Raw genomic sequence first — 21,958 nt, forward strand, 5'->3', positions numbered from 1 at the left:
GCAGCACGCTACCCACCCGGGGGCCCGGCGGTGACCTTACCGAGTTATCCACAGGCTGAGGAACGGCTTGACACCCGCCTCTTGCGCGCTCGACCATGGAGTGAACCGAACGATCGGTCGGTCGGTTGATTCAGGTGAGTGAGAGGAAGGTCCGATGACGACCACGGCGCAGCCCCCGGCGACCGCAGCGGCGGCGGACCAGGACGCGATGACAGCGGCCTTCGACGACGCGGTGGCCGCCGATCTCAGGATCGAGCCCCGCGACTGGATGCCGGACGCGTATCGCGCCACGCTCATCCGCCAGATGGCCCAGCACGCCCACTCGGAGATCATCGGCATGCAGCCGGAGGCCAACTGGATCAGCCGGGCGCCCTCACTGCGCCGCAAGGCGATCTTGATGGCCAAGGTGCAGGACGAGGCGGGACACGGCCTCTACCTCTACAGCGCCGCCGAAACACTGGGGGTGAGCCGGGACGAGTTGCTGGACAAGCTGCACGCCGGCCGCCAGCGGTACTCCTCGATCTTCAACTACCCGACCCTCACCTGGGCGGACGTCGGCGCAGTCGGCTGGCTGGTGGACGGCGCCGCCATCACCAACCAGGTCCCGCTGTGCCGCTGTTCCTACGGGCCGTACGCACGCGCCATGGTGCGGATCTGCAAGGAGGAGTCCTTCCACCAGCGGCAGGGATACGAACTGCTGCTCGCGCTGAGCCGGGGCACCCCCGCCCAGCACGCCATGGCCCAGGACGCGGTGAACCGCTGGTGGTGGCCCTCGCTGATGATGTTCGGCCCGCCGGACGACGAGTCGGCGCACTCCGAGCAGTCAATGACCTGGAAGATCAAGCGCCACTCCAACGACGAGTTGCGGCAGCGCTTCGTGGACATATGCGTCCCGCAGGCCGAGGTGCTGGGCCTGACCCTGCCCGACCCGGACCTGCGGTGGAACGAGGCACGGGGCGCCCACGACTACGGGGCCATCGACTGGAGCGAGTTCCAGGAAGTGCTGCGCGGCAACGGCCCCTGCAACGACCAGCGGCTGGAGCGCCGTCGAACCGCACACGACGAAGGCGCCTGGGTACGGGACGCGGGCGTCGCCTACGCGGCCAAGCACAAGGAGGCCCAGCGATGACCGGGGGACAGGACGAGCCGAGCGGCACCGAGTGGCCGCTGTGGGAAGTCTTCGTCCGCAGTCGGCGCGGGCTCAGCCACAGCCACGCGGGCAGTCTGCACGCACCCGACGCCGAGATGGCGCTGCGCAATGCCCGGGACCTGTACACCCGGCGATCCGAGGGCGTCTCGATCTGGGTGGTGCCGTCCACAGCGGTGACGGCCTCCTCCCCCGACGAGAAGGACCCGTTCTTCGAGTCGTCGTCCGACAAGCCCTACCGGCACCCGACCTTTTACGAGATCCCCGAAGGGGTGAAGCACCTGTGACCGCCACCGACACAACCGCGCCGACCCCTGGGACGCCCAGCACCCAGGCGGTCGACTCCTCGCCGACCCCCGCGCTGACGGGGCCGGCCGCTGCCGCCGCGCGCGCCCTCGGCGACGACGCCCTGGTGCTCGCCCAGCGACTGGGGGAGTGGGCCGGAAACGCGCCTGTGCTGGAGGAGGACGTCGCCCTCACCAACATCGCCCTCGATCTGCTCGGCCAGGCCCGCACCCTGCTGTCGCTGACCGGTGACGAGGACGAGCTGGCTTTCCTCCGCGAGGAGCACGAGTTCCGCAACGTGCAGCTGGTGGAGCGGCCCAATGGGGACTTCGCCGAGACCATCGCCCGCCAGCTGTACTTCTCCGTCTACCAGGAGCTGCTCTACGCCGGGCTGGCCTCATCCGGCGGCGAGCTGGCGCCCCTGGCGGCGAAGGCCGTCAAGGAGGTCGCCTACCACCGGGACCACGCCGAGCAGTGGACGCTGCGACTCGGTGACGGAACCGAGGAGAGTCACCGCCGGATGCAGGGGGCCCTGGACGGGCTGTGGCGCTACACCGGCGAGCTGTTCAACCCGCTGGACGGCCTCGCCATCGACCCGCCCGCGCTGCGCGAGCGCTGGCTGGAGCACGTGACGGCGACGGTCGGGCGGGCGACCCTGACGATGCCGCAGGGCCGCGACCGCACACCGTGGTCGGCCGGGGCGGGCCGGCAGGGGGTCCACACGGAGCCGTTCGGGCGGCTGCTTGCCGAGATGCAGTATCTGCACCGTGCCCACCCGGGGGCGTCATGGTGACCGCCGAAGCGACCGCACTGGAGCAGGAGCTGCTGCGGCTGGCCGGCGCCGTGCCCGACCCCGAGCTGCCGGTGATCTCGCTGGCCGAGCTCGGCGTGCTGCGCGGTCTGCGGGTCATCGGCCCCGGGCGGGTGACCGTGGAGCTGACCCCGACCTGGACAGCCTGCCCGGCCATCGACACCATGGCCGCGGACGTGACCGATGTACTGAGGGCGCACGGCGTGTCCGAGGTGGAAGTGCGCACGGTGCTCGCCCCGGCCTGGTCCACCGACGCGATCAGCCCGGAGGGCCGCCGCAAGCTCGCGGAAGCCGGAGTGGCACCGCCCCGCCACCTCCCGGCCGGCCCGGCCTCCCCCGACGGACCTGCCGGCGCCGGCCCCGGCCCGGTGGCCGTCGACCTGGCGATCCGCTGCCCGCACTGCGGCTCGACGGACACCCGGCTGCTGAGCCGCTTCTCCTCGACCGCCTGCAAGGCACTGCGGCGCTGCGAGTCCTGCCGCGAGCCGTTCGACCACTTCAAGGAGGTGTGAATGTTCCATCCGCTCCGGGTGGCGGAGGTCCGCCCCCTCACGGACGACTCGGTGACCATCTCCTTCGAGGTCCCCGAGGAGCTGCGCGCCGCGTATCGCTACCGGCCGGGTCAGCACATCGCCATCCGCCGACAGGTGGCGGGCGCCGAAGTCAGGCGGACGTACTCGCTGTGCGACCCGGTGCCGGCCGACCTGCTGCCGGCCGGGCCGGAGGCAGTGCCGGGCTCCGGCCCCGGCGACGGGCCGGACTCCGGGCCGCGGCGGCTGCGGGTCGGGGTGCGCCTGGTGGAGGACGGTGAGTTCTCCACCTACGCGCTCAAGGAACTGCTCACCGGGCACGTGCTGGACGTGATGACCCCGGCAGGACGGTTCGTTCTGGAGCCACGGCCCGGGCGGTTCGCCGCGGTGGTCGGCGGCAGCGGCATCACCCCGGTGCTGTCACAGATCGGCACGGTACTGGCCCGGGAGCCGAGAGCAACCTTCTGCCTGATCCGCAGTGACCGCACGGCCGCGTCCACGATGTTCCTGGAGGAGGTCGCGGACCTGAAGGACCGCTGGCCGGACCGCTTCCACCTGGTGTCCGCACTGTCCCGGGAAGAGCAGCAGGCGGGGCTGCCGTCGGGCCGCCTCGACGCCGAGCGGCTCACCGCGCTGCTTCCGGCGCTGCTCCCGGTGCTCGCGGTGGACGGTTGGTATCTGTGCGGGCCACTGGGCCTGGTCAGCGCTGCCGAGCACGCGCTGCGCACCTTGGGCGTACCCCGCTCCCGGGTGCATCAGGAGATCTTCCATGTGGACGAGGTGGCGGCCGAAGCCCCGGCGGGACCGACGGCGGCGGCGGGGCCGATGTCCGGCGGCGCCACCGTACGGGCGACGCTTGACGGCCGCGGCGGCAGCTGGCCGTCGGCGGGCGAGGAATCCGTCCTGGAGACGGTGCTGCGCAACCGGTCGGACGCCCCGTACGCCTGCAAGGGCGGAGTGTGCGGAACCTGCCGGGCGAAGCTGGTGTCGGGCGAGGTGCGGATGGACCGCAACTTCGCGCTGGAGCCGGAGGAGACGGAGGCCGGCTATGTGCTGGCGTGCCAGTCGCACCCGCTGACGCCGGTCGTCGAGGTCGACTTCGACGCCTGATCAGCCGGCTCAGCCAGATCAGCCAGATCGTCACCGGCCCGCCCCCGACGACCGCGCCAGCGAGTCCCGACGAGGCGAATCGGAGTGGACGGACTCACAGGACGTAGCCCTCGGCGCCGTTGTCGTCCACCACCGGTCGGCCGCCGGCTTCCCAGTCGAGCATGCCGCCGCTGACGTTCACAGCGTCGACGCCCTGCGCGATGAGGTACTGGGTGACCTGGGCCGAGCGTCCGCCGACCCGGCACACCACGTGGACGCGGCCGCCCTCGGGCACCTCCGCCATCCGCGAGACGACCTCACCCATGGGGATGTGCACGGCGCCGTCGGCATGCCCCGCGGCCCACTCGTCGTTCTCCCGGACGTCCAGCAGGATCGCGTCGGCCGGTACGGCGGCGGCATCCACCGCGGGCAGCTGGGAGCGGAACATAGGGCGCGGCCTCCTGGGTCACGAAGGGTGCGGCGGCCCGCGCGGGGCGCGGACCACACAGGGAATGGGGAAAAGCTACCTCAGCGGCCCGTGGTCCTCGCCGCGGAGCCGCACGACAACCCGCTGGGACCCCCGCTACGACCGCCGGCCGGCCGACGGCGAGCGCTCAGCCGCCGGATGCCTGGTGGACGAGATCGGCAAGCCGGGCCTCACGCTGGGCGACCTGGGTGAGGAGCTGCTCGGCGATCTCGTTGAGCAACGCGTCCGGGTCGTCGGGGGCCAGCCCCATCATCTGCCCGATCGCGCTGTCGGCCAGCTCGGCAGCAGTCGCAGCCAGCTTCTCCTTGCGCTCGGCGAGCCATTCCAGCCGGGCGTACAGCACCTCGGCCTCGCCCGGAAGTTCCTCCTCCGGCACCGGCCCGGCGTCCCACTCCTCGGCCAGGGCGCGGAGCAGGTCCTCGTCGGCGTAGGCGTAGGCCTCATTGACCCGGGCGATGAAGGTGCTGCGACGCTCCTTCTCGGCTTCGTCCTGGGCGAGGTCGGGGTGGGCCTTGCGGGCGAGCTCCCGGTAGAGGCGCTGGGCCTCCTTGCCCGGCCTGACGCGGCGTGGCGGGTTGGGGTCCTCCACCGGCCGCACGCCGTCCGAGCCCAGCAGCCCGCCGAAGAGCTCCTCCACCCCCGGCATCGGCATCACCAGGGCCCTGGCCTCCCAGGCCCGCTCGATGTCCGCGCGGTCACCGCTGTGCGCCGCGACAGCCTCCGCGATCAGCGCGTCCAGCTCGTCCAGCCGGGCGTACATCGGGCCGAGACGCTGGTGGTGCAGTCGGGAGAAGTTCTCCACCTCGACCCGGTAGGTCTCCACCGCGATCTCGAACTCGATGAGGGCCTGCTCGGCCGCACGCACCGCCTTCGCCAGCCGGTCCTCGGCGCCCGGCGCGGGCGCGGAGGCGGCAGCGGAGGATTCGGTGTCGGAGGTGTTCGTCACTCGGACAGCCTAGGCCCTGCACGGCCAGAACCCCTCAAACGCCGAGCCCGGGGACGGGCGAGCGCCCGACCAGGCAGGTCAGCGGCCGTCCACCGCGCCATCCGGCGACCCCGAGCCGACGACCAGCGGCGTGAATTCGTCACGAGGCGCAATCCCGCATATGCCGCATGTTCCACGTGGAACATGCCCCGGCACGGATACGCGGCCACTCCGCTCCCCCACTGCTCCTCAGATGTCATGGAGGTCAGTCGGGCAATGGCGGCTGCTGACAGGGCGTCGGCGTCAGCGGACTTCCCGTCACCCTCCCACCGCCGAGGGGCAATCCGGCAATTCGGTCGACTCCGCCCACGATTTCGTGCTTGCCTTGAGTCCGGACCCTACTCAGCACCCTACTCAGCGCCGAACCGCAGGTGCACGACGTTGGACGAGATCACCCGGCAGGCAGCGACCACCGACACGGATCACCACACCGACCGTCAGGCCGGTTACGAACAGCGCGAAGAGCACGAGTCGTACGAGCACCCCGAGATTCCAGACGGGAACGGTTCCCGCGGAGCGGGGCAGAAAGCGCCCGCCAGCGCCCGCCCAGCGCCCCGGTGCGCCCGCACGGCCCCGCCCGCGCAGCCCGGCGCCACAGCGGCGGCAGCAGCTGCGGCGGCACCTGCAACGGTCGCAGCGGCGGCGGAAAGGTCCGCCCTGCCCTACGGTCCCGCCGACCCCATCCCCGGAATGGCCGCGCTGGTGCGCCTCGCCGTGCTCTGCGTGGACCCCGACGGCCGCATCTCGTACTGGAACCGCGGCGCCGAGGAGCTGTTCGGCCACCGCTGGGAGCACGTCTTCGGCCACGGCGCGTCCGGACTGCTGTCGGCGACGCCCCCGATCGCCTCCGCCACCGCCGTCCGGTCGGCCGCACAGCACCAGGACACCCTGGATCTCCTGGACGACCTCACCAACCCGGCCTGGGCCGGCGCGCTGGCCGCAACCGACCGGGACGGCACCTTGAAGGACGTCCTGTGGTGGACGTACCGCATCGTCGAGCCCGGTGGCCGGAGCCTGCTGGCGATCGCCACCCACGCCAAACCCCTGCGGACCGGCGGCCTGCGGATCGCCCTCGGCGGACGGCTGCTGCCCTACACCGCCGAGGGCCCGCAGCGGCAGGACATCTCGGTCGCCGCGGTGCTGACCCCCGCCGCCGACCCGGCGCGGGGCCAGGCGATGGCCGCCCGGCTGGTCAGCGTGCTGCCCGGGGTCAGCCCCGGGCGGCTGGACCGCCTCGTGCGGCAGATGGCCCCGCTGGGGCACCCCGGCCTCGAAGTCGAGGGCGGCACCCGGCTGCCAGTCGTCCCGCACGACTACGCCCGGTTCGCCGCCGCGTCGCGCCCCGCCGCCCCGTCCGTCCGCCGTGAACTGCTCCCGCCGCCGCGTCCCGACGGCCCGACGACGAACGGTACGGCGTCGCCGGCCACCGACTTGTCCAGCGCTTCGGCGCTCACGGCCGTACCGCCGCCTTCGGTGGTCTCCCTCTCGCCGCTGGGGCCCCCCGCCTTCCCACCTGTGCCACCCGGCTGGGCCGATCCGTCGTCCGCGGCGCAGACCCAGCAGAGCCACGAGGCGCAACCGGGTCCACAGGCGGCCCGCCCGGTGGCCGGCAACGCGCTGGACGAGCAGCTGTCCCTGCTGCGTGAGACGGGCGCGGTGGTCGGCTCCACCCTCGACCTGAACACCACCGCCCGCGAGCTGTGCGCCGTGACCGTGCCGCGTTTCGCCGACTTCGCGGCCGTACTCGTGGTGGACCAGCTCTTCTCCGACACCGAGCCGCCCACGGACGACCGGCCGGGCCGCACCGTACTGGTCCGCCGGGTCGCCGTCGCGCATTCAGATCCGCTCGGGCTCTGGGAGGCGGCCGTCCCCGAAGGGGAGCTGCTGACGCTGTCCGCCGACGAGATCGTGCCGCGGCTCGGCGACCCCGTGCTCGTCCCCGTGGTGGATCCGACCCTCGCCGGCGACATCGCCGTCGACCTCGGCGTGCCGGGGCTCGGGCAACTGCTGGCCGGCCACTCCATGATCGTGGCACCACTCACCGCGCGCGGCACCGTACTCGGCCGGGTGTGCTTCCTGCGCGGTCCCGGCCGCCGCCCGTTCGACGCCCGGGACGCCGCGACCGCCACCGAAGTGGTGGGCCGCGGCGCCGTCCACATCGACAACGCCCGGCTGCACCGCCAGGAATCGCGGGCCGCCGCCACCTTGCAGCGCTCGATGATGCCGACCCGGCCGCCCCGAATCCCCGGGGTCCGTATCGCGCACCACTACATGCCGGGGGACCGGCAGGCCCAGGTCGGCGGCGACTGGTTCGACGCGATCCAGCTGCCGGGGGGCCGGGTGGCGCTGATCGTCGGCGACGTGATGGGGCACGGACTGCAAGCAGCCGCGGTGATGGGCCAGTTCCGCACCGCTGTGATCACCATGGCGGCCCTCGACCTGCCGCCCGCTCAGCTGTTGCGCCACTTGGACAACCTCGCCCACCGGCTCAGCCCCGAACACCTCGCCACGTGCGTGTACGCCGTCTACGACCCGATTCTGAGGATCTTGACCCTCGCCAACGCCGGTCACATCCCGCCGGTGCTGTCGGCGGGCTACGACGGACACAGCGAGCTGCTGGAAATCCCCGGCGGCGCGCCCATCGGGGTGGGCGGAGTGCCGTTCGAGACGGTGGAAGTCCCGGTTCCGGACGGCAGTTGGCTGGTGCTGTGTACGGACGGCCTGGTGGAAGTGCGCGGCCAGGGCATAGACGCCGGACTCGCCGCGCTGTGCGCCACCGTGATCGAGCCCGAGCAGACGCCCGAGGACGTGTGCGCGCAGATCCTGGCCCGGGTGCATTCGGAGGACCGCAGGGACGACGTGGCGCTGCTCGTCGCCCGCTTCGAAGGCATCGCGCCGCAGGACGTGGTGAGCTGGACGCTGCGCCTGGATCACGGCGAGGTGGCCGCGGCACGGGAGTTGACGCGCCGCCAGCTTGCCCAGTGGGGCCTCGAACGGCTCAGCGACACAGCGGAGTTGCTGGTCAGCGAGCTGGTGACCAATGCGATCAGGGCGGCGTCGTACGAGGTGGAGCTGCGGTTGATGCGGGTCGGCAAACTGCTGGTCGAGGTGAGCGACGACAACCACAACCTGCCCCATCTGGTACGCGCCGACGCCGACGACGAGCGGGGGCGCGGACTGGCGCTGGTGTCGCACCTGTCACGGCGCTGGGGCACCAGCCGCAAGGCGGTCGGCAAGGTCGTCTGGTTCGAGCTTCCGCTGCCCACCGCATGACGGCCGCCACCTGACGCCCACCGCCCGGACAGCCGCCGCCGCCCGAAAAGACCCCCGCTGACAGCCGTCACCCGGTACGGCTGACGGCTGGGTCCACGAGCCCCTACCATTGCGCTCAATATCATGTACTCCGCAATTTTTCGGGCATAACGCTATCGGGCCAACGGCACACGGAGAGGTGGGAGCGAGGCGATGTCCGGACGTCAGGAGTCCCTGGACACCATCCAGCGCGAACTGACCGCGTTCGCGCGCCGGGCACGGGCAGCCGCCGCTCGGATGCATCCCGAGCTCTCGCTGGTCGCCTACACGTTCCTCGCCCACCTGGAGGACAAGCAGGGCTGCCGGGCGACGGATCTGGCCGCGCACTACCTGCTGGACAAGTCGACCGTGAGCCGACAGGTGGCCGCGCTGGAGCGGGACGGCTTCGTCGAGCGCCGGGTGGACGCCGCCGACCACCGGGTTCAGGTCCTGCATCTGGCGCCGCGCGGCATCGAGGTCCTGGCGGCGGCCCGGGTCCGCCGGCGCGAGACCTTCGAGGAGCGCCTGGCCTCCTGGGCACCGGCCGACCTGGACCGATTCGCGGCGTATCTCGTGCGCTACAACGGTGAACCGCCGGCACACCCGTGACCTGCGGTTCGAGAGGAACCCGAGAAGAGCCCACAGAAAAACCCGCAGGGCCGCGATCACCGGCGAACTCGCCGCCGGTCATCACGGCCCTGCGATGCGGCTGCGTCAGAGGTTGACGCCGAAGTCCTGCGCGATGCCGCGCAGGCCGGAGGCGTACCCCTGGCCGACGGCGCGGAACTTCCATTCGGCGCCGCTGCGGTACAGCTCACCGAAGACCATGGCGGTCTCGGTGGAGGCGTCCTCGGTCAGGTCGTAGCGGGCGATCTCGGCGCCCCCGGCCTGGTTGACGACGCGGATGAAGGCGTTGCGGACCTGGCCGAAGCTCTGCTGCCGGGTCTCGCCGTCGTAGATCGAGACCGGGAAGACGATCTTGTCCACATCGGCCGGAACGGTGGCCAGGCTGACCTTGATCGCCTCGTCGTCGCCCTCGCCCTCACCGGTGAGGTTGTCACCGGTGTGCTCGACCGACCCGTCGGGACTCTTGAGGTTGTTGAAGAATACGAAGTGCTTGTCCGAGACGACCTTGCCCGACGTGTTGAGCAGCAGTGCGCTCGCGTCGAGGTCGAAGTCCGCACCGGTGGTGGTGCGTACGTCCCAGCCCAGGCCGACGGTGACCGCCGTGAGTCCGGGGGCCTCCTTCGTCAGCGAGACATTGCCGCCCTTGGAGAGGCTGACACCCATGGTGGATCTCCCTGCTCGGTTCGGCGCGGGCCGCGCCATTTGACGATTCCTTTGCCCATTGACTCCAACGGAAACCAGCCTGCCCCGGTTCCCCGTCGCGTGCCACCGTTCTCCCCGCAGCGCGTCGATGCTTGACGCGCCCTTAATCCGGCGTTTCCCCCATATCGGCCGCCTGGCTCGACGTGGGCGCTTCTCGGCCCTCGACCTGCTCCACCGCCCAGCGGGCCCACTCCTCCTGCATCGCGGTGAGCCGCAGGCCGTACTCGAGAGCGAGGCGGCCGTAGACGGATATCGGGTCGTCTCCCCACGGCACGGACGCCTCCAGTTCTCGCAGGGCGGCATGGCCGGCCGCGGCGCGGCCGGCTTCGAGGCCGAGATAGACCGCGGCCTCCACCGGAGTGAGAGCGCCGAGAAAGAAGACCCGCAGCAGCGTTTCGCTGCGGCGGATCCGATCGGGCTCGGTCTCCGTAAGCCAGTGGCGCAGCTCGACCCGGCCCTCGGCCGTGATGGCGTACTCCTTACGCCCGCGTGGACCTTCCGCGGACACCGTCAGCAGACCGGACGCGGCCAGCTTGCCCAGCTCTCCGTAGACCTGGCTCTGGGTGGCGGGCCAGACATTGGCCAGGGACGTCTCGAACAGCTTCATCAGGTCGTAGCCGCTGGCCGGACGTTCGGCGAGCAGGCCCAGGACCGCGTGGCGAAGACTCATGCAAGCAGCTTACCTTCCACTCTTGACAGGTCAAGAGATGACCTTCTACTTTTGACATGTCGAAAGTGGAATGATGATCGAGCGGGCGTCGCACGCCCACCCGGACTCTGGGAGGGAAATCTCATGAACTACCTGCGCGGCTTCGTCCCGTGGATCGCGTTCGCGGCGGTCTCCACGGTTGGCTGGCAGTGGGGCGCGCTCGCCGGGCTGCTCCTCGGGCTGCGGCTGGTGGTGCAGGAACGCAGGGCGGGCGTGGCAGCCGACGCGCTGATACTGGAGATCAGCACGGCGTTGTATTTCGCGGTCCTGACCGCGCTCGCCTATGCCATGACCAACAGTGGCCTGCACCACTACACCGGTGCGCTCTCCATGGGCTGGCTCGCCGTCACCGCGTGGGCCACGCTCGCCGTCCGGCGCCCCTTCACCCTGGGGATAGCCCGCCGCCAGGCGCCCGAGGCGGTCTGGGAGAACCCGGTCTTCCTCCGGCTCAACACCGTGCTGACCAGCGCCTGGGCCGCCGCCTTCACGATCACCGCCGCCGTGCTCCTGACCGTCTCAGCCGCCGGCCTCGGCGCCGCGGTGTCGGTACCGGTTCAGATAGCCGGATTCGTCCTGCCCGCGCTGTTCACTGCCCGCTATCCCGAGCGTGTGCGCGCCCGCATGGCCGCCACCGCCGCCGGGGCCGCCACCGCCGACGCATAGCCCCGGGCGGGGCCCACCAGCCCGGCCCGTGACCCGCACCCGCCGACCGCATCCGCTGAACAACCCCGGTCCCCGACCTGCCCCGCGACAGCAAAAAGGTCGGCATCATGATCATGATGCCGACCTTCTCGACGGTGTCCATCTGTGCGCGAGGGGGGAGTTGAACCCCCACGCCCTTTCGGGCACTGGAACCTGAATCCAGCGCGTCTGCCTATTCCGCCACCCGCGCATGGGTGTTGTCGTTTGGCTTTTTCACACCGGGTGGACTGGCCGGTCCTGTTGGTGTGGGAGCGCCTCCCGACATGCAGAAGATTAGCACGCCGTCCGGAGTGGAATCACATCCGTTTGGGCTGGAGCGGAGCAGGCGGGGGTACGAGGAAGCAGGGCACGCGGTGACGGCGGCGGGCCGGGGCAGCCGGAGGACAGGGCCAGGTCCACGGCGGAACCGGAGCGCGGACGAACGACGGGCCGACGACGGACCGACGACGGACGACGACGAACGAGGCACGGGCGGAGGGCGGAGTGGAGGAGCGCGGCGGTGCGGGACACTGGGGGCAAAGGGATTGGGCACACTGGACCGGGGACAGGGACCGGTGAACGGGGGACCGGGCATGGATGCCGCATCTACCATCGCTGTGGGCGGGGGTCGGCGGACACAGCACGGTGTGAGAGTTGACACTGCCCTGTCCAGCGGGATCAGGGAACCAGGTGTTTTTCCCAGGCGTGGATACGATCAGTAAGCAGTATCGGAAATGACACGAAGAAAGGCCCCGAGGAGGGAGGTGCCCGGTGGGTGTACTGAAGCGCTTTGAGCAGCGGCTGGAGGGCCTGGTGAACGGGACCTTCGCCAAGGTGTTCAAGAGCGAGGTGCAGCCCGTGGAGATCGCGGGCGCGCTGCAGCGTGAGTGTGACAACAACGCGACGATCTGGAACCGCGATCGCACCGTGGTGCCGAACGACTTCATCGTGGAGTTGAGCACGGGCGACTACGAGCGGCTCAGCCCCTACGCGGTCCAGCTCGGCGACGAACTGGCCGGCATGGTCAAGGACTACGCCAAGCAGCAGCGCTACACCTTCATGGGCCCCATCAAGGTCCATCTGGAGCGGGGCGACGACCTGGACACGGGCCTGTACCGGGTGCGCAGCCGCACGCTGGCCTCCAGTGAGTCCCAGCACCCCCAGTACCAGGCCGGCCAGGCTCCTGCCGCGTACCAGCAGAGCCCGGCGGCCTACCAGCAGCGTCCTGCCTATCCGCAGGGTGGCCAGGGCGGCGCTTCGCAGAGCGCTCCCCCGATGCCCCCCGCACCGCCTCCCGCGGGCCCCAGGCCGGGCGGTGGCGGCCCGGCGGCGGGCCCCGCCCCGGTCACCCGGCTCCCCGGCACCGGCTTCCCGGCCGGTTCCGCCGCGGCCGGCCTGCGCCGCTGGATCGAGATCAACGGCACCCGCCACCAGATCTCCCGCTCCACCCTGGTGCTCGGCCGCTCCACCGAGGCCGATGTGCGGGTGGACGATCCCGGCGTTTCACGCAAACACGCCGAGATCCGGGTCGGTACACCCTCCGTCGTCCAGGACCTCGGGTCCACAAACGGCATCGTGGTGGACGGACAGCACACCCAGCGCGCTACGCTCCGCGACGGCTCCCGCATCGTCGTGGGGAGCACCACCATCGTGTATCGGCAAGCCGAAGGGTGAAGCGGGGGCAATGTCAGAGCTGACCCTGACGGTCATGCGGTTGGGTTTCCTTGCCGTGCTGTGGCTGTTCGTGATCGTCGCAGTCCAGGTCATTCGCAGTGACCTGTTCGGGACGCGGGTGACCCAGCGCGGCGCGCGCCGCGGTGACAACGCGTCCCGTCCACCGCAGCAGCGCCAGCAGCAGGCGCCGCCCGCTGCCCGCCAGCAGCCCCAGGGCAACCGGCAGCGCCGCGGTGCACCCACCAAACTGGTGGTCGCCGAAGGATCGCTGGCCGGCACAACGGTGGCGCTCCAGGGCCAGACCATCACCCTGGGCCGGGCGCACGACTCCACGATTGTGCTCGACGACGACTACGCGTCCAGCAGGCATGCCAGGATCTACCCGGACCGCGACGGCCAGTGGATCGTCGAGGACCTCGGATCCACGAATGGCACCTATCTGGACCGGAACCGGCTGACCACGCCTACTCCGGTCCCGCTGGGTGCGCCGATCCGCATCGGTAAGACCGTCATCGAGCTGCGGAAGTAGTCGCACAATGGGCGAGCGGAGCCACGACGCGCGAGCGAGAGGGTGGGCAGCGTGCGGATGTACCCGGAGCCGACGGGGGAGGTACGCATGTCTCTGAGCCTGCGTTTCGCCGCCGGTTCGCACAAGGGCATGATCCGCGAGGGGAACGAGGATTCCGGCTACGCCGGCCCCCGTCTGCTCGCGATCGCCGACGGAATGGGCGGCCAGGCCGCCGGTGAGGTCGCCTCCTCCGAGGTGATCTCCACCATCGTCACGCTGGACGACGACATCCCCGGCTCCGACATCCTCACCTCGCTGGGTACGGCGGTGCAGCGCGCCAACGACCAGCTGCTGCACATGGTCCAGGAGGACCCGCAGCTGGAGGGCATGGGCACCACCTTGACGGCCCTGCTGTGGACCGGTCAGCGCCTCGGCCTGGTGCACGTCGGCGACTCGCGCGCCTACCTGCTCCGGGACGGCGTACTGACCCAGATCACCCAGGACCACACCTGGGTGCAGCGGCTGGTCGACGAGGGACGGATCACCGAGGAGGAAGCCACCACGCATCCGCAGCGTTCGCTGCTGATGCGCGCGCTCGGCAGCGGTGAGCACGTCGAACCCGACCTGTCGATCCGTGAGGTACGCGTCGGCGACCGCTACCTGATCTGCTCCGACGGCCTGTCCGGCGTCGTCAGCCACCAGACGCTGGAAGACACCCTCGCGGGTTACCAGGCCCCGCACGAGACCGTGCAGGAGCTGATCCAGCTCGCGCTGCGCGGCGGCGGACCCGACAACATCACGTGCATCGTCGCCGACGTCCTGGACACCGACGACGGCGACACGCTGGCGGCGCAGCTCAATGACACCCCGGTGGTGGTCGGCGCCGTCGCCGACACCCAGCTGCCGCTCCAGGACGCCCGTCACCTGCAGACCCCGGCCGGCCGCGCCTCCGAGCTCGGCCGCACCCCGCACCAGGCCGGTCCGGACGGTGCCTTCGGCCCGCCCGGCAGCGGCGACGCGGCACCGGGCGGCGTGCTGGGTGCCTTCAGCTCCTACGACGACGAGGACTTCGAGAAGCCGGCCAAGGGCCACCCGTGGCTCAAGCGCAGCGTGATCACCCTCGTCGTGCTCGCGGTGATCGGCGGCGGCGTATACGGCGCCTACGCCTGGACGCAGACGCAGTACTACGTCGGTGCCAAGGGCAATCATGTCGCCGTCTACCAGGGCATCGACCAGAAGCTGGCCTGGATCCAGCTGTCGAAGGTCCACCGGGACCGGCCCGACATCGAACTCAAGTACCTACCGACCTACCAGCAGAACCGGCTCCAGGACACCATCGCGGTGGGCAGCCTGAGCCAGGCCGAGGACAAGGCCGACGAGTTGGCCCAGCAGGCGACCGTCTGCAAGAAGGTCGCCGCCGGCACCGTCAAGGGGTCCGCCGGCGCGGGCACCGCCACCGGCCAGGCCAACACCAAGCCCAGTGGGAAGCCGGCCGCGAAGCCGAGCAGCAAGCCGGGCACCAAGCCCGGGGCGAAGCCCACCGCCACTCCCACCCCGACGACCGCCCCCACCCCGTCCCTGACGCCGGAAGAAAAGAATCTGGCCGGGGAATGCGGTACGGGCCAGCAGTAGCAGGAGGGGTCGGCTCGTCATGAGCGCCAGCAATACCACCACCATCACGTCGATCGGTGCGCCCAACCGGCGCAACACCGAGCTGGCGCTACTCGTCTTCGCCATCGTCATCCCGCTGTTCGCCTACGTCAACGTGGGATTGGCGATGAACAACGCGGTGCCGACGAGCCTGCTCGGCTACGGCGTCGGCCTCGGGGTGATGGCGGGCGGCGCCCACCTGCTGGTGCGCAAGTACGCCCCGTACGCCGACCCGCTGATGCTGCCGATCGCCACCCTGCTCAACGGCCTCGGCCTGGTGCTGATCTGGCGGCTCGACCAGGAACCGACCATCACCACGCCGCAGCTCGGCGGGCCGCTGGCCCCCAAGCAGCTGGTGTGGTCCGCGATCGGCCTGGCCCTGTTCGTGATCGTGCTGATCTTCCTCAAGGACCACCGGATCCTGCAGCGCTACACGTACATCTCGATGTTCGCCGCGCTGGTCCTGCTGGTGCTGCCGGTGTTCTTCCCGCCGGTCTACGGCGCGCGCATCTGGATCACCATCCCAGGGGTGGGTTCGCTCCAACCAGGGGAGTTCGCCAAGGTCGTCATCACGGTGTTCTTCGCCGGCTACCTGATGGTCAAGCGGGACGCCCTGGCGCTGGCCAGCCGCCGCTTCATGGGGATGTACCTGCCGCGAGGCCGCGACCTCGGCCCGATCCTGGTGATCTGGGCGATGAGCATGCTGATCCTGGTCTTCGAGACCGACCTGGGCACCTCGCTGCTCTTCTTCGGCCTCTTCGTGATCATGCTCTACGTGGCCACCGAGCGGACCAGCTGGATCGTCTTCGGCCTGCTGCTGAGCGGGGCCGGCGCGGTCGCGGTCGGCTCCTACGAGTCGCACGTCCAGGTCCGCGTCCAGAACTGGCTGCACCCGCTCAAGCTCGCCAGCAACGGCGGCGTCACCGAGACCGCGCAGTCCCAGTACGCCTTCGGCTCCGGCGGCATCTTCGGCTCCGGCCTCGGCCAGGGCTACTCCCGGCTGATCGGCGGCATCGCCCCCAAGAGCGACTACATCCTGGCCACCGTCGGCGAGGAGCTGGGCCTGGCCGGTCTGATGGCCGTCCTGCTGCTCTACGGCCTGCTGATCGAGCGCGGCATCCGTACCGCGCTGGCCGCCCGTGACCCGTTCGGCAAGCTGCTCGCCATCGGCCTGTCCGGCGCCTTCGCGCTGCAGGTGTTCGTGGTGGCCGGCGGCGTCACCGGACTCATCCCGCTGACCGGTATGACGATGCCGTTCCTGGCCCAGGGCGGTTCGTCGGTGATCGCCAACTGGGCGCTCATCGCGATCCTGCTGCGGATCAGTGACACCGCCCGTCGCCCGGCTCCCAGCCCGGCCCCCTCTCCCGACGCCGAAGCTACCCAGGTGGTGCGAAGCCCGTGAACAAGCCCCTGCGACGAGTCGCGGTCTTCTGCGGCCTGCTCGTCCTCGCCCTGCTGGCCCGAGTGAACTACGTGCAGTTCGTCCAGGCCGACCAGCTCTCCAACGACCCGAACAACCGCCGGGTCGCCATCAACCAGTACGCCCAGCCGCGCGGCGACATCATCGTCGACGGCAAGGCCGTCACCGGCCACACCACGACCACCGGCAGCGACTTCAAGTACAAGCGCACCTACACCGACGGCCCGATGTGGGCGCCGGTGACCGGCCACGCCTCGCAGGCGTTCGGCACCTCGTTCCTGGAAGGCGTCGAGGACAAGTTCCTCACCGGCAACGACGACCGGCTGTTCTTCAACCGCACCATCGACCTGCTGACCGGCAAGCAGAAGCAGGGCGGCAACGTCGTCACCACGCTCAACGCCAAGGCCCAGACCGCGGCCTTCAAGGGGCTGGGGGACAAGAAGGGCGCGGTCGTCGCGCTCGACCCACGCACCGGCGCGATCCTGGCGATGGCGAGCACCCCGTCCTACGACCCGTCGAGCATCGCCGGCAACTCCACGACGACGGACGAGAAGAACTGGAACGCGCTCCAGCCGAAGAACGATCCGGACGACCCGATGCAGAACCGGGCGCTGCGCCAGACCTACCCTCCGGGCTCGACCTTCAAGCTGGTCACCGCGGCCGCCGCGCTGCAGTCCGGCAAGGTCACCGACATCGACGGCACGACGACCTCCCCCGACCCGTACATCCTGCCCGGCACGACCACCGCGCTGCGCAACGAGGGCTCCATCCCCTGCAAGAACGCCAGCCTGCGCAACGCGCTGAAGTACTCCTGCAACACCGTGTTCGGAAAGCTCGGCGCGGACCTCGGCCTCAGCACCATGGTCAAGGAGGCCGAGCAGTTCGGCTTCAACAAGGAGCAGCTCGTCCCGGTCCGCGCCGACGCCAGCAACTTCGACACCAAGATGAGCCCCGACCAGGTGGCGCAGTCCTCCATCGGGCAATTCGACACCGCGGCCACCCCGCTGCAGATGGCCATGGTGGCCTCCGCCATCGCCAACAACGGCACGCTGATGAAGCCGTACGAGGTGGACAAGCTGGTCGCGCCGAATCTGAGCACCATCGCCCAGACCACCCCCAGCAAGCTCAGCCAGCCGCTGTCGCCGGAGAACGCGCAGAAGCTCCAGTCGATGATGCAGACCGTGGTCAGCTCCGGCACCGGCACCAATGCCCAGATCCCCGGCGTCACCGTCGGCGGCAAGACCGGCACCGCGCAGAACGGCATCGACAACAAGGGCAAGCCCTACGCCTGGTTCGTGTCGTACGCCATGACCGACCAGGGTTCGCCGGTCGCGGTCGCCGTCGTGGTCGAGGACGGCGCCGCCAACCGCGACGACATCAGCGGCGGCGGGCTGGCCGCCCCGATCGCGCAGAAGGTGATGGAGGCCGTCCTCAACAAGTGAGGAACCAGCTCGGACGCGGCCAGGTACCGGTCAGGTATCGGCGGGCGGCCGGGGCGCGGTCGCACGATGTACGCCCGGTAGCGTATGCCCGAGCAGGCACAGGGCAATGGTTAACGGATTCGGTTGAAGATCGGGTTTGAGAGAGGGCAGAGCTATGGAAGAGCCGCGTCGCCTCGGCGGCCGGTACGAGCTGGGCTCGGTGCTCGGCCGCGGTGGCATGGCCGAGGTGTACCTCGCCCACGACACCCGGCTCGGCCGTACCGTCGCCGTGAAGACGCTACGGGTGGACCTTGCCCGCGATCCGTCCTTCCAAGCCCGGTTCCGCCGTGAGGCACAGTCGGCCGCCTCCCTCAACCATCCGTCGATCGTCGCCGTGTACGACACCGGCGAGGACTACGTCGACGGCATCTCGATCCCGTACATCGTGATGGAGTACGTGGACGGCTCCACGCTCCGCGAGCTGCTGCACTCCGGGCGCAAGCTGCTGCCCGAGCGCGCCATGGAGATGACCGTCGGCATCCTCCAGGCCCTGGAGTACAGCCACCGGGCGGGCATCGTGCACCGCGACATCAAGCCGGCCAACGTCATGCTCACCCGGACCGGCCAGGTCAAGGTCATGGACTTCGGCATCGCCCGCGCCATGGGCGACTCCGGCATGACGATGACGCAGACCGCGGCCGTCATAGGCACCGCCCAGTACCTCTCCCCCGAGCAGGCCAAGGGGGAGCAGGTCGACGCCCGCTCCGACCTCTACTCCACCGGTTGTCTGCTCTACGAGCTGCTGACCGTACGGCCGCCGTTCGTCGGCGACTCCCCGGTCGCGGTCGCCTACCAGCACGTACGGGAAGAACCGCAGCCGCCGTCGGTGTACGACCCCGAGGTCACCCCGGCGATGGACGCGATCGTGCTGAAGGCGCTGACGAAGGACCCGAACTACCGCTACCAGTCGGCCGACGAGATGCGCGCCGACATCGAGGCGGCCCTGGACGGCCAGCCGGTCGCCGCCGCGGCCGCGATGGGCTCGGTCGGGTACGGCTACTCGCACCCGTACGGTGACAGCGCCGCCACCACCGCGCTCCCGTCCCAGCCGGACTCCCCGCACACCTCGATGCTGCCCCCGATGCGCGACGAGGACGGCGGCTACGGCTACGAGGACCGCCCCGGCCGGCGCCGGCAGAAGAAGAGCAGCAACACCTCCACGGTGCTGCTGGTCGTGGCCGGCATCCTCGTCCTGGTGGGGGCGATCTTCCTCGGCAAGGCGCTGTTCGAGCACAAACCGGCGGACGCGGGCACCACGGTGCCGAACTTCCACAACCTCTCGCTGGCCGACGCCAAGGTCAGGGCGACCAACGTCGACCTCACGCTGGTCACCGGCGCGCCGACCTTCTGCGCCGACGCCAACGTCGACAAGGGCTCGATCTGCAAGCAGATCCCGGCGGCCGACTCCCCCATCCCGTCGGACAAGACCGTGAAGGTGGCGATCTCCAAGGGCGCCCCGCCGATCGCGGTCAAGGACGTCACGAACGACCCGTTCGACGCGGCGAAGGCGCAGCTGGTCAGCCAGGGCTTCGAGGTCAAGGAGAAGGTCAAGACCACCACGACCCAGGACAAGGACATCGTCCTGTCCATGGACCCGGACGCCGGCACCAAGCTGGCCGCGGGTTCGACGGTCACTCTCACGGTGGCGGAACCGCCGACGCAAAAGCCGGTGCCGAACGTCCAGAACATCGATGTGAATGCCGCCAAGACCCAGTTGCAGCAGGCCGGCTTCAACAACATCAAGGTGCAGATGCAGCCGGACCAGGCGGCCGCGAACACCGTCATCGACCAGAGTCCGGACGCCTTCACCCCGGAGACGCTGGGCACCCAGATCGTGCTGACCGTCTCGTCCGGTCCGCAGACGCAGGCACCGCCGCAGGTGATGCCTGATCTCCACAACCAGACGGTCGGACAGGCCAAGGCGGCTCTCGCGGCCCTGAACCTCAATCTCCAGGTCCAGCCGCAGAACAACGCCCCGGACGATGCCATGGTCGTCTACACCAACCCGCCGGCCAACACCCAGCTCGAGGAGGGGGAGACCATCCAGCTCTTCGCCTTCGGCGGCGGCGGCAACAATCCGGGCGGCCCCGGCGGCAACAACCCCGGCGGCGGCTGAGCCGGGACGCCATCGCGCAACGGCAAGGGGGGCGGCCCGCACATGATGTGCGGGCCGCCCCCCTTCGTCGTCCGTCGTCGTCCTCCGCCTACGTCCTCCGCCTTCGTCCTCCGTCGCGGCCAGCTACTGCCGGAGCTCCACCGGCGGCGTCCGCTGCGGGTCGACCTTCTGGATCCGGACCAGTTGGCCCCAGACGATGTAGCGGTAGCGGGAGGTGTAGACGGGGGTGCAGGTCGTCAGGGTGATGTAGCGGCCCGGCTTGGTCTTCCCGGACTCCTTGGGCACCTGGTCGGTCACGGCGACGTTGTACTTCGAGGTCTGGTCGAGGATCTTGTAGACCTTGTAGACGTACCAGGTGTCCTTGGACTCGAAGACGATCGGGTCGCCCGTCTTGATCTTGTTGATGTTGTGGAACTTGGCGCCGTGGCCGTCGCGGTGTGCGGCCAGGGTGAAGTTGCCGGACTTGTCCCAGGGCATCGCGGCCCGGGTCGGGGCGGTGTAGTAACCGGCCACGCCCTCGTTGAGCACGTCCGTGGAGGTGCCCTTCTTGACCAGCACCTCGTAGTCCTTGCCCATCGCCGGGACGTGCAGGAAGCCGATGCCGTCCCGGGTGTCCAGGCCGCGGGCCGGGACGCCGGCGCCGTGGGCGGCCGGGGGGCTCTGGGCCCACTGCTGGCGGACCCGGTCGCCGGCCTGCTTCTCGTGGCGGTCGGCGATGACGTTCGTCCACCACAGCGAGTAGACGACGAAGAGGGCCAGCAGCACCCCCAGGGTGATCAGGATCTCGCCGATGAAGCTGATGGTGGCCGCCACCGGCCCCCGGCCCGGCGGCCTGCCGCTCGGCACGGTGTTCCGTTCCCCGTCACTGGTGGCGGCGTCGCCGGCGGCGGCCGGGTCGTGCGCGGAGGCCGGCTCGGCGGCTCCCTTCGCCACTAGCCCTCGACCAGGGCGTCGGGCTTGCCCTTGCTGCGCGGCCGTTCCTCGATGAGCTTGCCCCAGACGATCAGCCGGTTGGTGCTGGTGAACTCGGGGGTGCAGGTGGTGAGGGTCAGGTAGCGGCCGGGCTTGGTGAAGCCGGAACCGGGCGGGACGGGCTGCAGCACGCTGATGTTGGACGGCGGCGTGGTGGCCAGGGAGCTGGTGATCTCGTAGGTGTAGTACGTGGTGGCCGTCTCCACCACCACCTTGTCGCCCGGCACGAGTCGGTTGATGTACCGGAACGGTTCGCCATGGGTGTTGCGGTGGGCGGCGACCGCGAAGTTGCCGCTCTTGTCCCACGGCATCGCGGTGTTCAGGTCGCCGTCGTAGTGGCCGATCATGCCCTTGTCGAGCACCTTCGTCTTGTCCACGCCCTGCGCGATGGGGGCCTTCACGTCCAGCTTCGGGATGTACATGATCGCGAAGCCCTGGCCCGGCGAGAAGGTGCCCGCCGCCCGGTTCGGGTCGGTCGTGGTGGTCTGCCACTGGTGTTCCAGCTTGTTGGAGGCGCTGTTGGCCTGCTGGTGGGCCCGGACGTTGGTCCACCACAGCTGGTAGGTGACGAACAGCAGCATGATGACGCCGGTGGTGATGAACACCTCACCGACGATGCGGCTGATGACGACGGACGGGCTCTCCTTGGCGGCTTTCGCGGCCCGGCGGGCCTCCACCCGGCTGAGCGGCGTGGACGCCTCGGTGGCGGGGGCGCTCGCGGGGCTGCCGGCCACCGGCCCGGCGCCGGCGCCGCGACCTCGCGCCCGGTGTCCGCCGCCGCCTTGCCGTGCGG

General features: G+C 70.3%; 20 protein-coding genes and 1 tRNA gene. 14 read left to right on the forward strand and 7 right to left on the reverse strand.

Annotated features, from left to right (window positions below):
- The first annotated feature begins 154 nt into the window (after window positions 1-154).
- Genes paaA through GA0115240_RS00590 form a run of 5 tightly spaced genes read left to right on the forward strand, consistent with a single transcriptional unit; the run spans window position 155 to window position 3,883 of the window.
- Entirely contained in the window at window positions 155-1,129 is a 975-nt protein-coding gene (gene paaA / locus GA0115240_RS00570) for a 1,2-phenylacetyl-CoA epoxidase subunit PaaA (RefSeq protein WP_237554492.1), read from the forward strand.
- Entirely contained in the window at window positions 1,126-1,434 is a 309-nt protein-coding gene (paaB, locus tag GA0115240_RS00575) for a 1,2-phenylacetyl-CoA epoxidase subunit PaaB (protein ID WP_093734657.1), read from the forward strand. Before paaA ends, paaB begins: the two co-directional genes overlap by 4 nt.
- On the forward strand, window positions 1,431-2,225 hold the full coding sequence (paaC, locus tag GA0115240_RS00580) for a 1,2-phenylacetyl-CoA epoxidase subunit PaaC (RefSeq protein WP_370673251.1): 795 nt from the start codon (window positions 1,431-1,433) through the stop codon (window positions 2,223-2,225). The genes paaB and paaC overlap by 4 nt, the downstream gene beginning before the upstream one ends.
- Window positions 2,219-2,755, forward strand: coding sequence for a 1,2-phenylacetyl-CoA epoxidase subunit PaaD (paaD, locus tag GA0115240_RS00585; RefSeq protein WP_093734658.1), 537 nt, complete (start codon window positions 2,219-2,221; stop codon window positions 2,753-2,755). Before paaC ends, paaD begins: the two co-directional genes overlap by 7 nt.
- Window positions 2,756-3,883 carry a 2Fe-2S iron-sulfur cluster-binding protein gene (locus tag GA0115240_RS00590; protein ID WP_093734659.1) on the forward strand — a complete coding sequence of 376 codons (1,128 nt, stop codon included), beginning with the start codon at window positions 2,756-2,758 and terminating at the stop codon, window positions 3,881-3,883. It begins immediately after the preceding gene.
- Window positions 3,884-3,977: 94 nt separating this feature from the next.
- Here the strand turns inward: GA0115240_RS00590 and GA0115240_RS00595 are convergent, their stop codons facing one another.
- Both GA0115240_RS00595 and GA0115240_RS00600 read right to left on the reverse strand, forming a co-directional pair.
- Window positions 3,978-4,310, reverse strand: coding sequence for a rhodanese-like domain-containing protein (locus tag GA0115240_RS00595; protein ID WP_093734660.1), 333 nt, complete (start codon window positions 4,308-4,310; stop codon window positions 3,978-3,980).
- A gap of 166 nt (window positions 4,311-4,476) precedes the next feature.
- A complete protein-coding gene (locus GA0115240_RS00600) occupies window positions 4,477-5,295 on the reverse strand; it encodes a hypothetical protein (protein ID WP_093734661.1) in 819 nt (272 codons plus the stop codon).
- A 729-nt stretch (window positions 5,296-6,024) separates the two neighbouring features.
- Here GA0115240_RS00600 and GA0115240_RS00605 point away from each other — a divergent pair.
- On the forward strand, window positions 6,025-8,607 hold the full coding sequence (locus GA0115240_RS00605) for an ATP-binding SpoIIE family protein phosphatase (RefSeq protein ID WP_093734662.1): 2,583 nt from the start codon (window positions 6,025-6,027) through the stop codon (window positions 8,605-8,607).
- A gap of 192 nt (window positions 8,608-8,799) precedes the next feature.
- On the forward strand, window positions 8,800-9,234 hold the full coding sequence (locus GA0115240_RS00610; protein WP_093734663.1) for a MarR family winged helix-turn-helix transcriptional regulator: 435 nt from the start codon (window positions 8,800-8,802) through the stop codon (window positions 9,232-9,234).
- 105 nt (window positions 9,235-9,339) lie between these two features.
- Here GA0115240_RS00610 and GA0115240_RS00615 read toward each other — a convergent pair whose 3' ends face one another.
- Window positions 9,340-9,915, reverse strand: coding sequence for a TerD family protein (locus tag GA0115240_RS00615; RefSeq protein ID WP_093734664.1), 576 nt, complete (start codon window positions 9,913-9,915; stop codon window positions 9,340-9,342).
- Between the two features lie 142 nt (window positions 9,916-10,057).
- Entirely contained in the window at window positions 10,058-10,624 is a 567-nt protein-coding gene (locus GA0115240_RS00620; RefSeq protein ID WP_093734665.1) for a PadR family transcriptional regulator, read from the reverse strand.
- Window positions 10,625-10,747: 123 nt separating this feature from the next.
- Here GA0115240_RS00620 and GA0115240_RS00625 point away from each other — a divergent pair, with 123 nt between their 5' ends.
- A complete protein-coding gene (locus tag GA0115240_RS00625) occupies window positions 10,748-11,326 on the forward strand; it encodes a hypothetical protein (RefSeq protein ID WP_093734666.1) in 579 nt (192 codons plus the stop codon).
- 145 nt (window positions 11,327-11,471) lie between these two features.
- Here GA0115240_RS00625 and GA0115240_RS00630 read toward each other — a convergent pair.
- Window positions 11,472-11,555: transfer RNA gene (locus GA0115240_RS00630), tRNA-Leu, on the reverse strand.
- A gap of 560 nt (window positions 11,556-12,115) precedes the next feature.
- On the opposite strand from GA0115240_RS00630, the gene GA0115240_RS00635 reads away from it, so the two are divergent.
- The 6 genes from GA0115240_RS00635 to pknB all read left to right on the forward strand — a co-directional run bounded on the left by GA0115240_RS00635 (window position 12,116) and on the right by pknB (window position 20,193).
- A complete protein-coding gene (locus GA0115240_RS00635; RefSeq protein ID WP_093734667.1) occupies window positions 12,116-13,018 on the forward strand; it encodes an FhaA domain-containing protein in 903 nt (300 codons plus the stop codon).
- A 10-nt stretch (window positions 13,019-13,028) separates the two neighbouring features.
- Window positions 13,029-13,547, forward strand: a complete 519-nt coding sequence (locus GA0115240_RS00640) for an FHA domain-containing protein FhaB/FipA (RefSeq protein WP_093734668.1) — start codon at window positions 13,029-13,031, stop codon at window positions 13,545-13,547.
- 87 nt (window positions 13,548-13,634) lie between these two features.
- Window positions 13,635-15,158 carry a Stp1/IreP family PP2C-type Ser/Thr phosphatase gene (locus GA0115240_RS00645; protein WP_202450905.1) on the forward strand — a complete coding sequence of 508 codons (1,524 nt, stop codon included), beginning with the start codon at window positions 13,635-13,637 and terminating at the stop codon, window positions 15,156-15,158.
- Between the two features lie 19 nt (window positions 15,159-15,177).
- The gene (locus GA0115240_RS00650; protein WP_093734670.1) at window positions 15,178-16,578 is read left to right on the forward strand and encodes an FtsW/RodA/SpoVE family cell cycle protein; all 1,401 of its coding nucleotides are present in this window, start codon (window positions 15,178-15,180) and stop codon (window positions 16,576-16,578) included.
- Window positions 16,575-18,038 (forward strand): peptidoglycan D,D-transpeptidase FtsI family protein, encoded by a 1,464-nt coding sequence (locus tag GA0115240_RS00655; protein WP_093734671.1) that lies wholly within the window; start codon window positions 16,575-16,577, stop codon window positions 18,036-18,038. Before GA0115240_RS00650 ends, GA0115240_RS00655 begins: the two co-directional genes overlap by 4 nt.
- Before the next feature lie 154 nt (window positions 18,039-18,192).
- Window positions 18,193-20,193, forward strand: coding sequence for a Stk1 family PASTA domain-containing Ser/Thr kinase (gene pknB / locus GA0115240_RS00660; RefSeq protein WP_093734672.1), 2,001 nt, complete (start codon window positions 18,193-18,195; stop codon window positions 20,191-20,193).
- 123 nt (window positions 20,194-20,316) lie between these two features.
- Here the strand turns inward: pknB and GA0115240_RS00665 are convergent, their stop codons facing one another.
- Together GA0115240_RS00665 and GA0115240_RS00670 are read right to left on the reverse strand one after the other, a co-directional pair.
- Entirely contained in the window at window positions 20,317-21,039 is a 723-nt protein-coding gene (locus tag GA0115240_RS00665) for a class E sortase (protein ID WP_093734677.1), read from the reverse strand.
- Window positions 21,040-21,125: 86 nt separating this feature from the next.
- Window positions 21,126-21,958 (reverse strand): class E sortase (locus GA0115240_RS00670; protein ID WP_141708669.1); only part of this gene is annotated, 833 nt, incomplete at its 5' end.

The organism is Streptomyces sp. DvalAA-14 (assembly GCF_900091855.1).
Classification (GTDB): Bacteria; Actinomycetota; Actinomycetes; order Streptomycetales; family Streptomycetaceae; genus Actinacidiphila.

Excerpts from the sequence above, each read along its gene's own strand:
- GA0115240_RS00605 (WP_093734662.1), top strand. The coding sequence starts at position 6,025 with ATGGCCGCGCTGGTGCGCCTCGCCGTGCTCTGCGTGGACCCCGACGGC.
- paaB (WP_093734657.1), top strand. The coding sequence starts at position 1,126 with ATGACCGGGGGACAGGACGAGCCGAGCGGCACCGAGTGGCCGCTGTGG.
- GA0115240_RS00595 (WP_093734660.1), bottom strand. The coding sequence starts at position 4,310 with ATGTTCCGCTCCCAGCTGCCCGCGGTGGATGCCGCCGCCGTACCGGCC.
- GA0115240_RS00590 (WP_093734659.1), top strand. The coding sequence starts at position 2,756 with ATGTTCCATCCGCTCCGGGTGGCGGAGGTCCGCCCCCTCACGGACGAC.
- GA0115240_RS00615 (WP_093734664.1), bottom strand. The coding sequence starts at position 9,915 with ATGGGTGTCAGCCTCTCCAAGGGCGGCAATGTCTCGCTGACGAAGGAG.
- paaA (WP_237554492.1), top strand. The coding sequence starts at position 155 with ATGACGACCACGGCGCAGCCCCCGGCGACCGCAGCGGCGGCGGACCAG.
- pknB (WP_093734672.1), top strand. The coding sequence starts at position 18,193 with ATGGAAGAGCCGCGTCGCCTCGGCGGCCGGTACGAGCTGGGCTCGGTG.
- GA0115240_RS00645 (WP_202450905.1), top strand. The coding sequence starts at position 13,635 with ATGTCTCTGAGCCTGCGTTTCGCCGCCGGTTCGCACAAGGGCATGATC.
- GA0115240_RS00650 (WP_093734670.1), top strand. The coding sequence starts at position 15,178 with ATGAGCGCCAGCAATACCACCACCATCACGTCGATCGGTGCGCCCAAC.
- GA0115240_RS00610 (WP_093734663.1), top strand. The coding sequence starts at position 8,800 with ATGTCCGGACGTCAGGAGTCCCTGGACACCATCCAGCGCGAACTGACC.
- paaD (WP_093734658.1), top strand. The coding sequence starts at position 2,219 with ATGGTGACCGCCGAAGCGACCGCACTGGAGCAGGAGCTGCTGCGGCTG.
- GA0115240_RS00625 (WP_093734666.1), top strand. The coding sequence starts at position 10,748 with ATGAACTACCTGCGCGGCTTCGTCCCGTGGATCGCGTTCGCGGCGGTC.
- GA0115240_RS00640 (WP_093734668.1), top strand. The coding sequence starts at position 13,029 with ATGTCAGAGCTGACCCTGACGGTCATGCGGTTGGGTTTCCTTGCCGTG.
- GA0115240_RS00620 (WP_093734665.1), bottom strand. The coding sequence starts at position 10,624 with ATGAGTCTTCGCCACGCGGTCCTGGGCCTGCTCGCCGAACGTCCGGCC.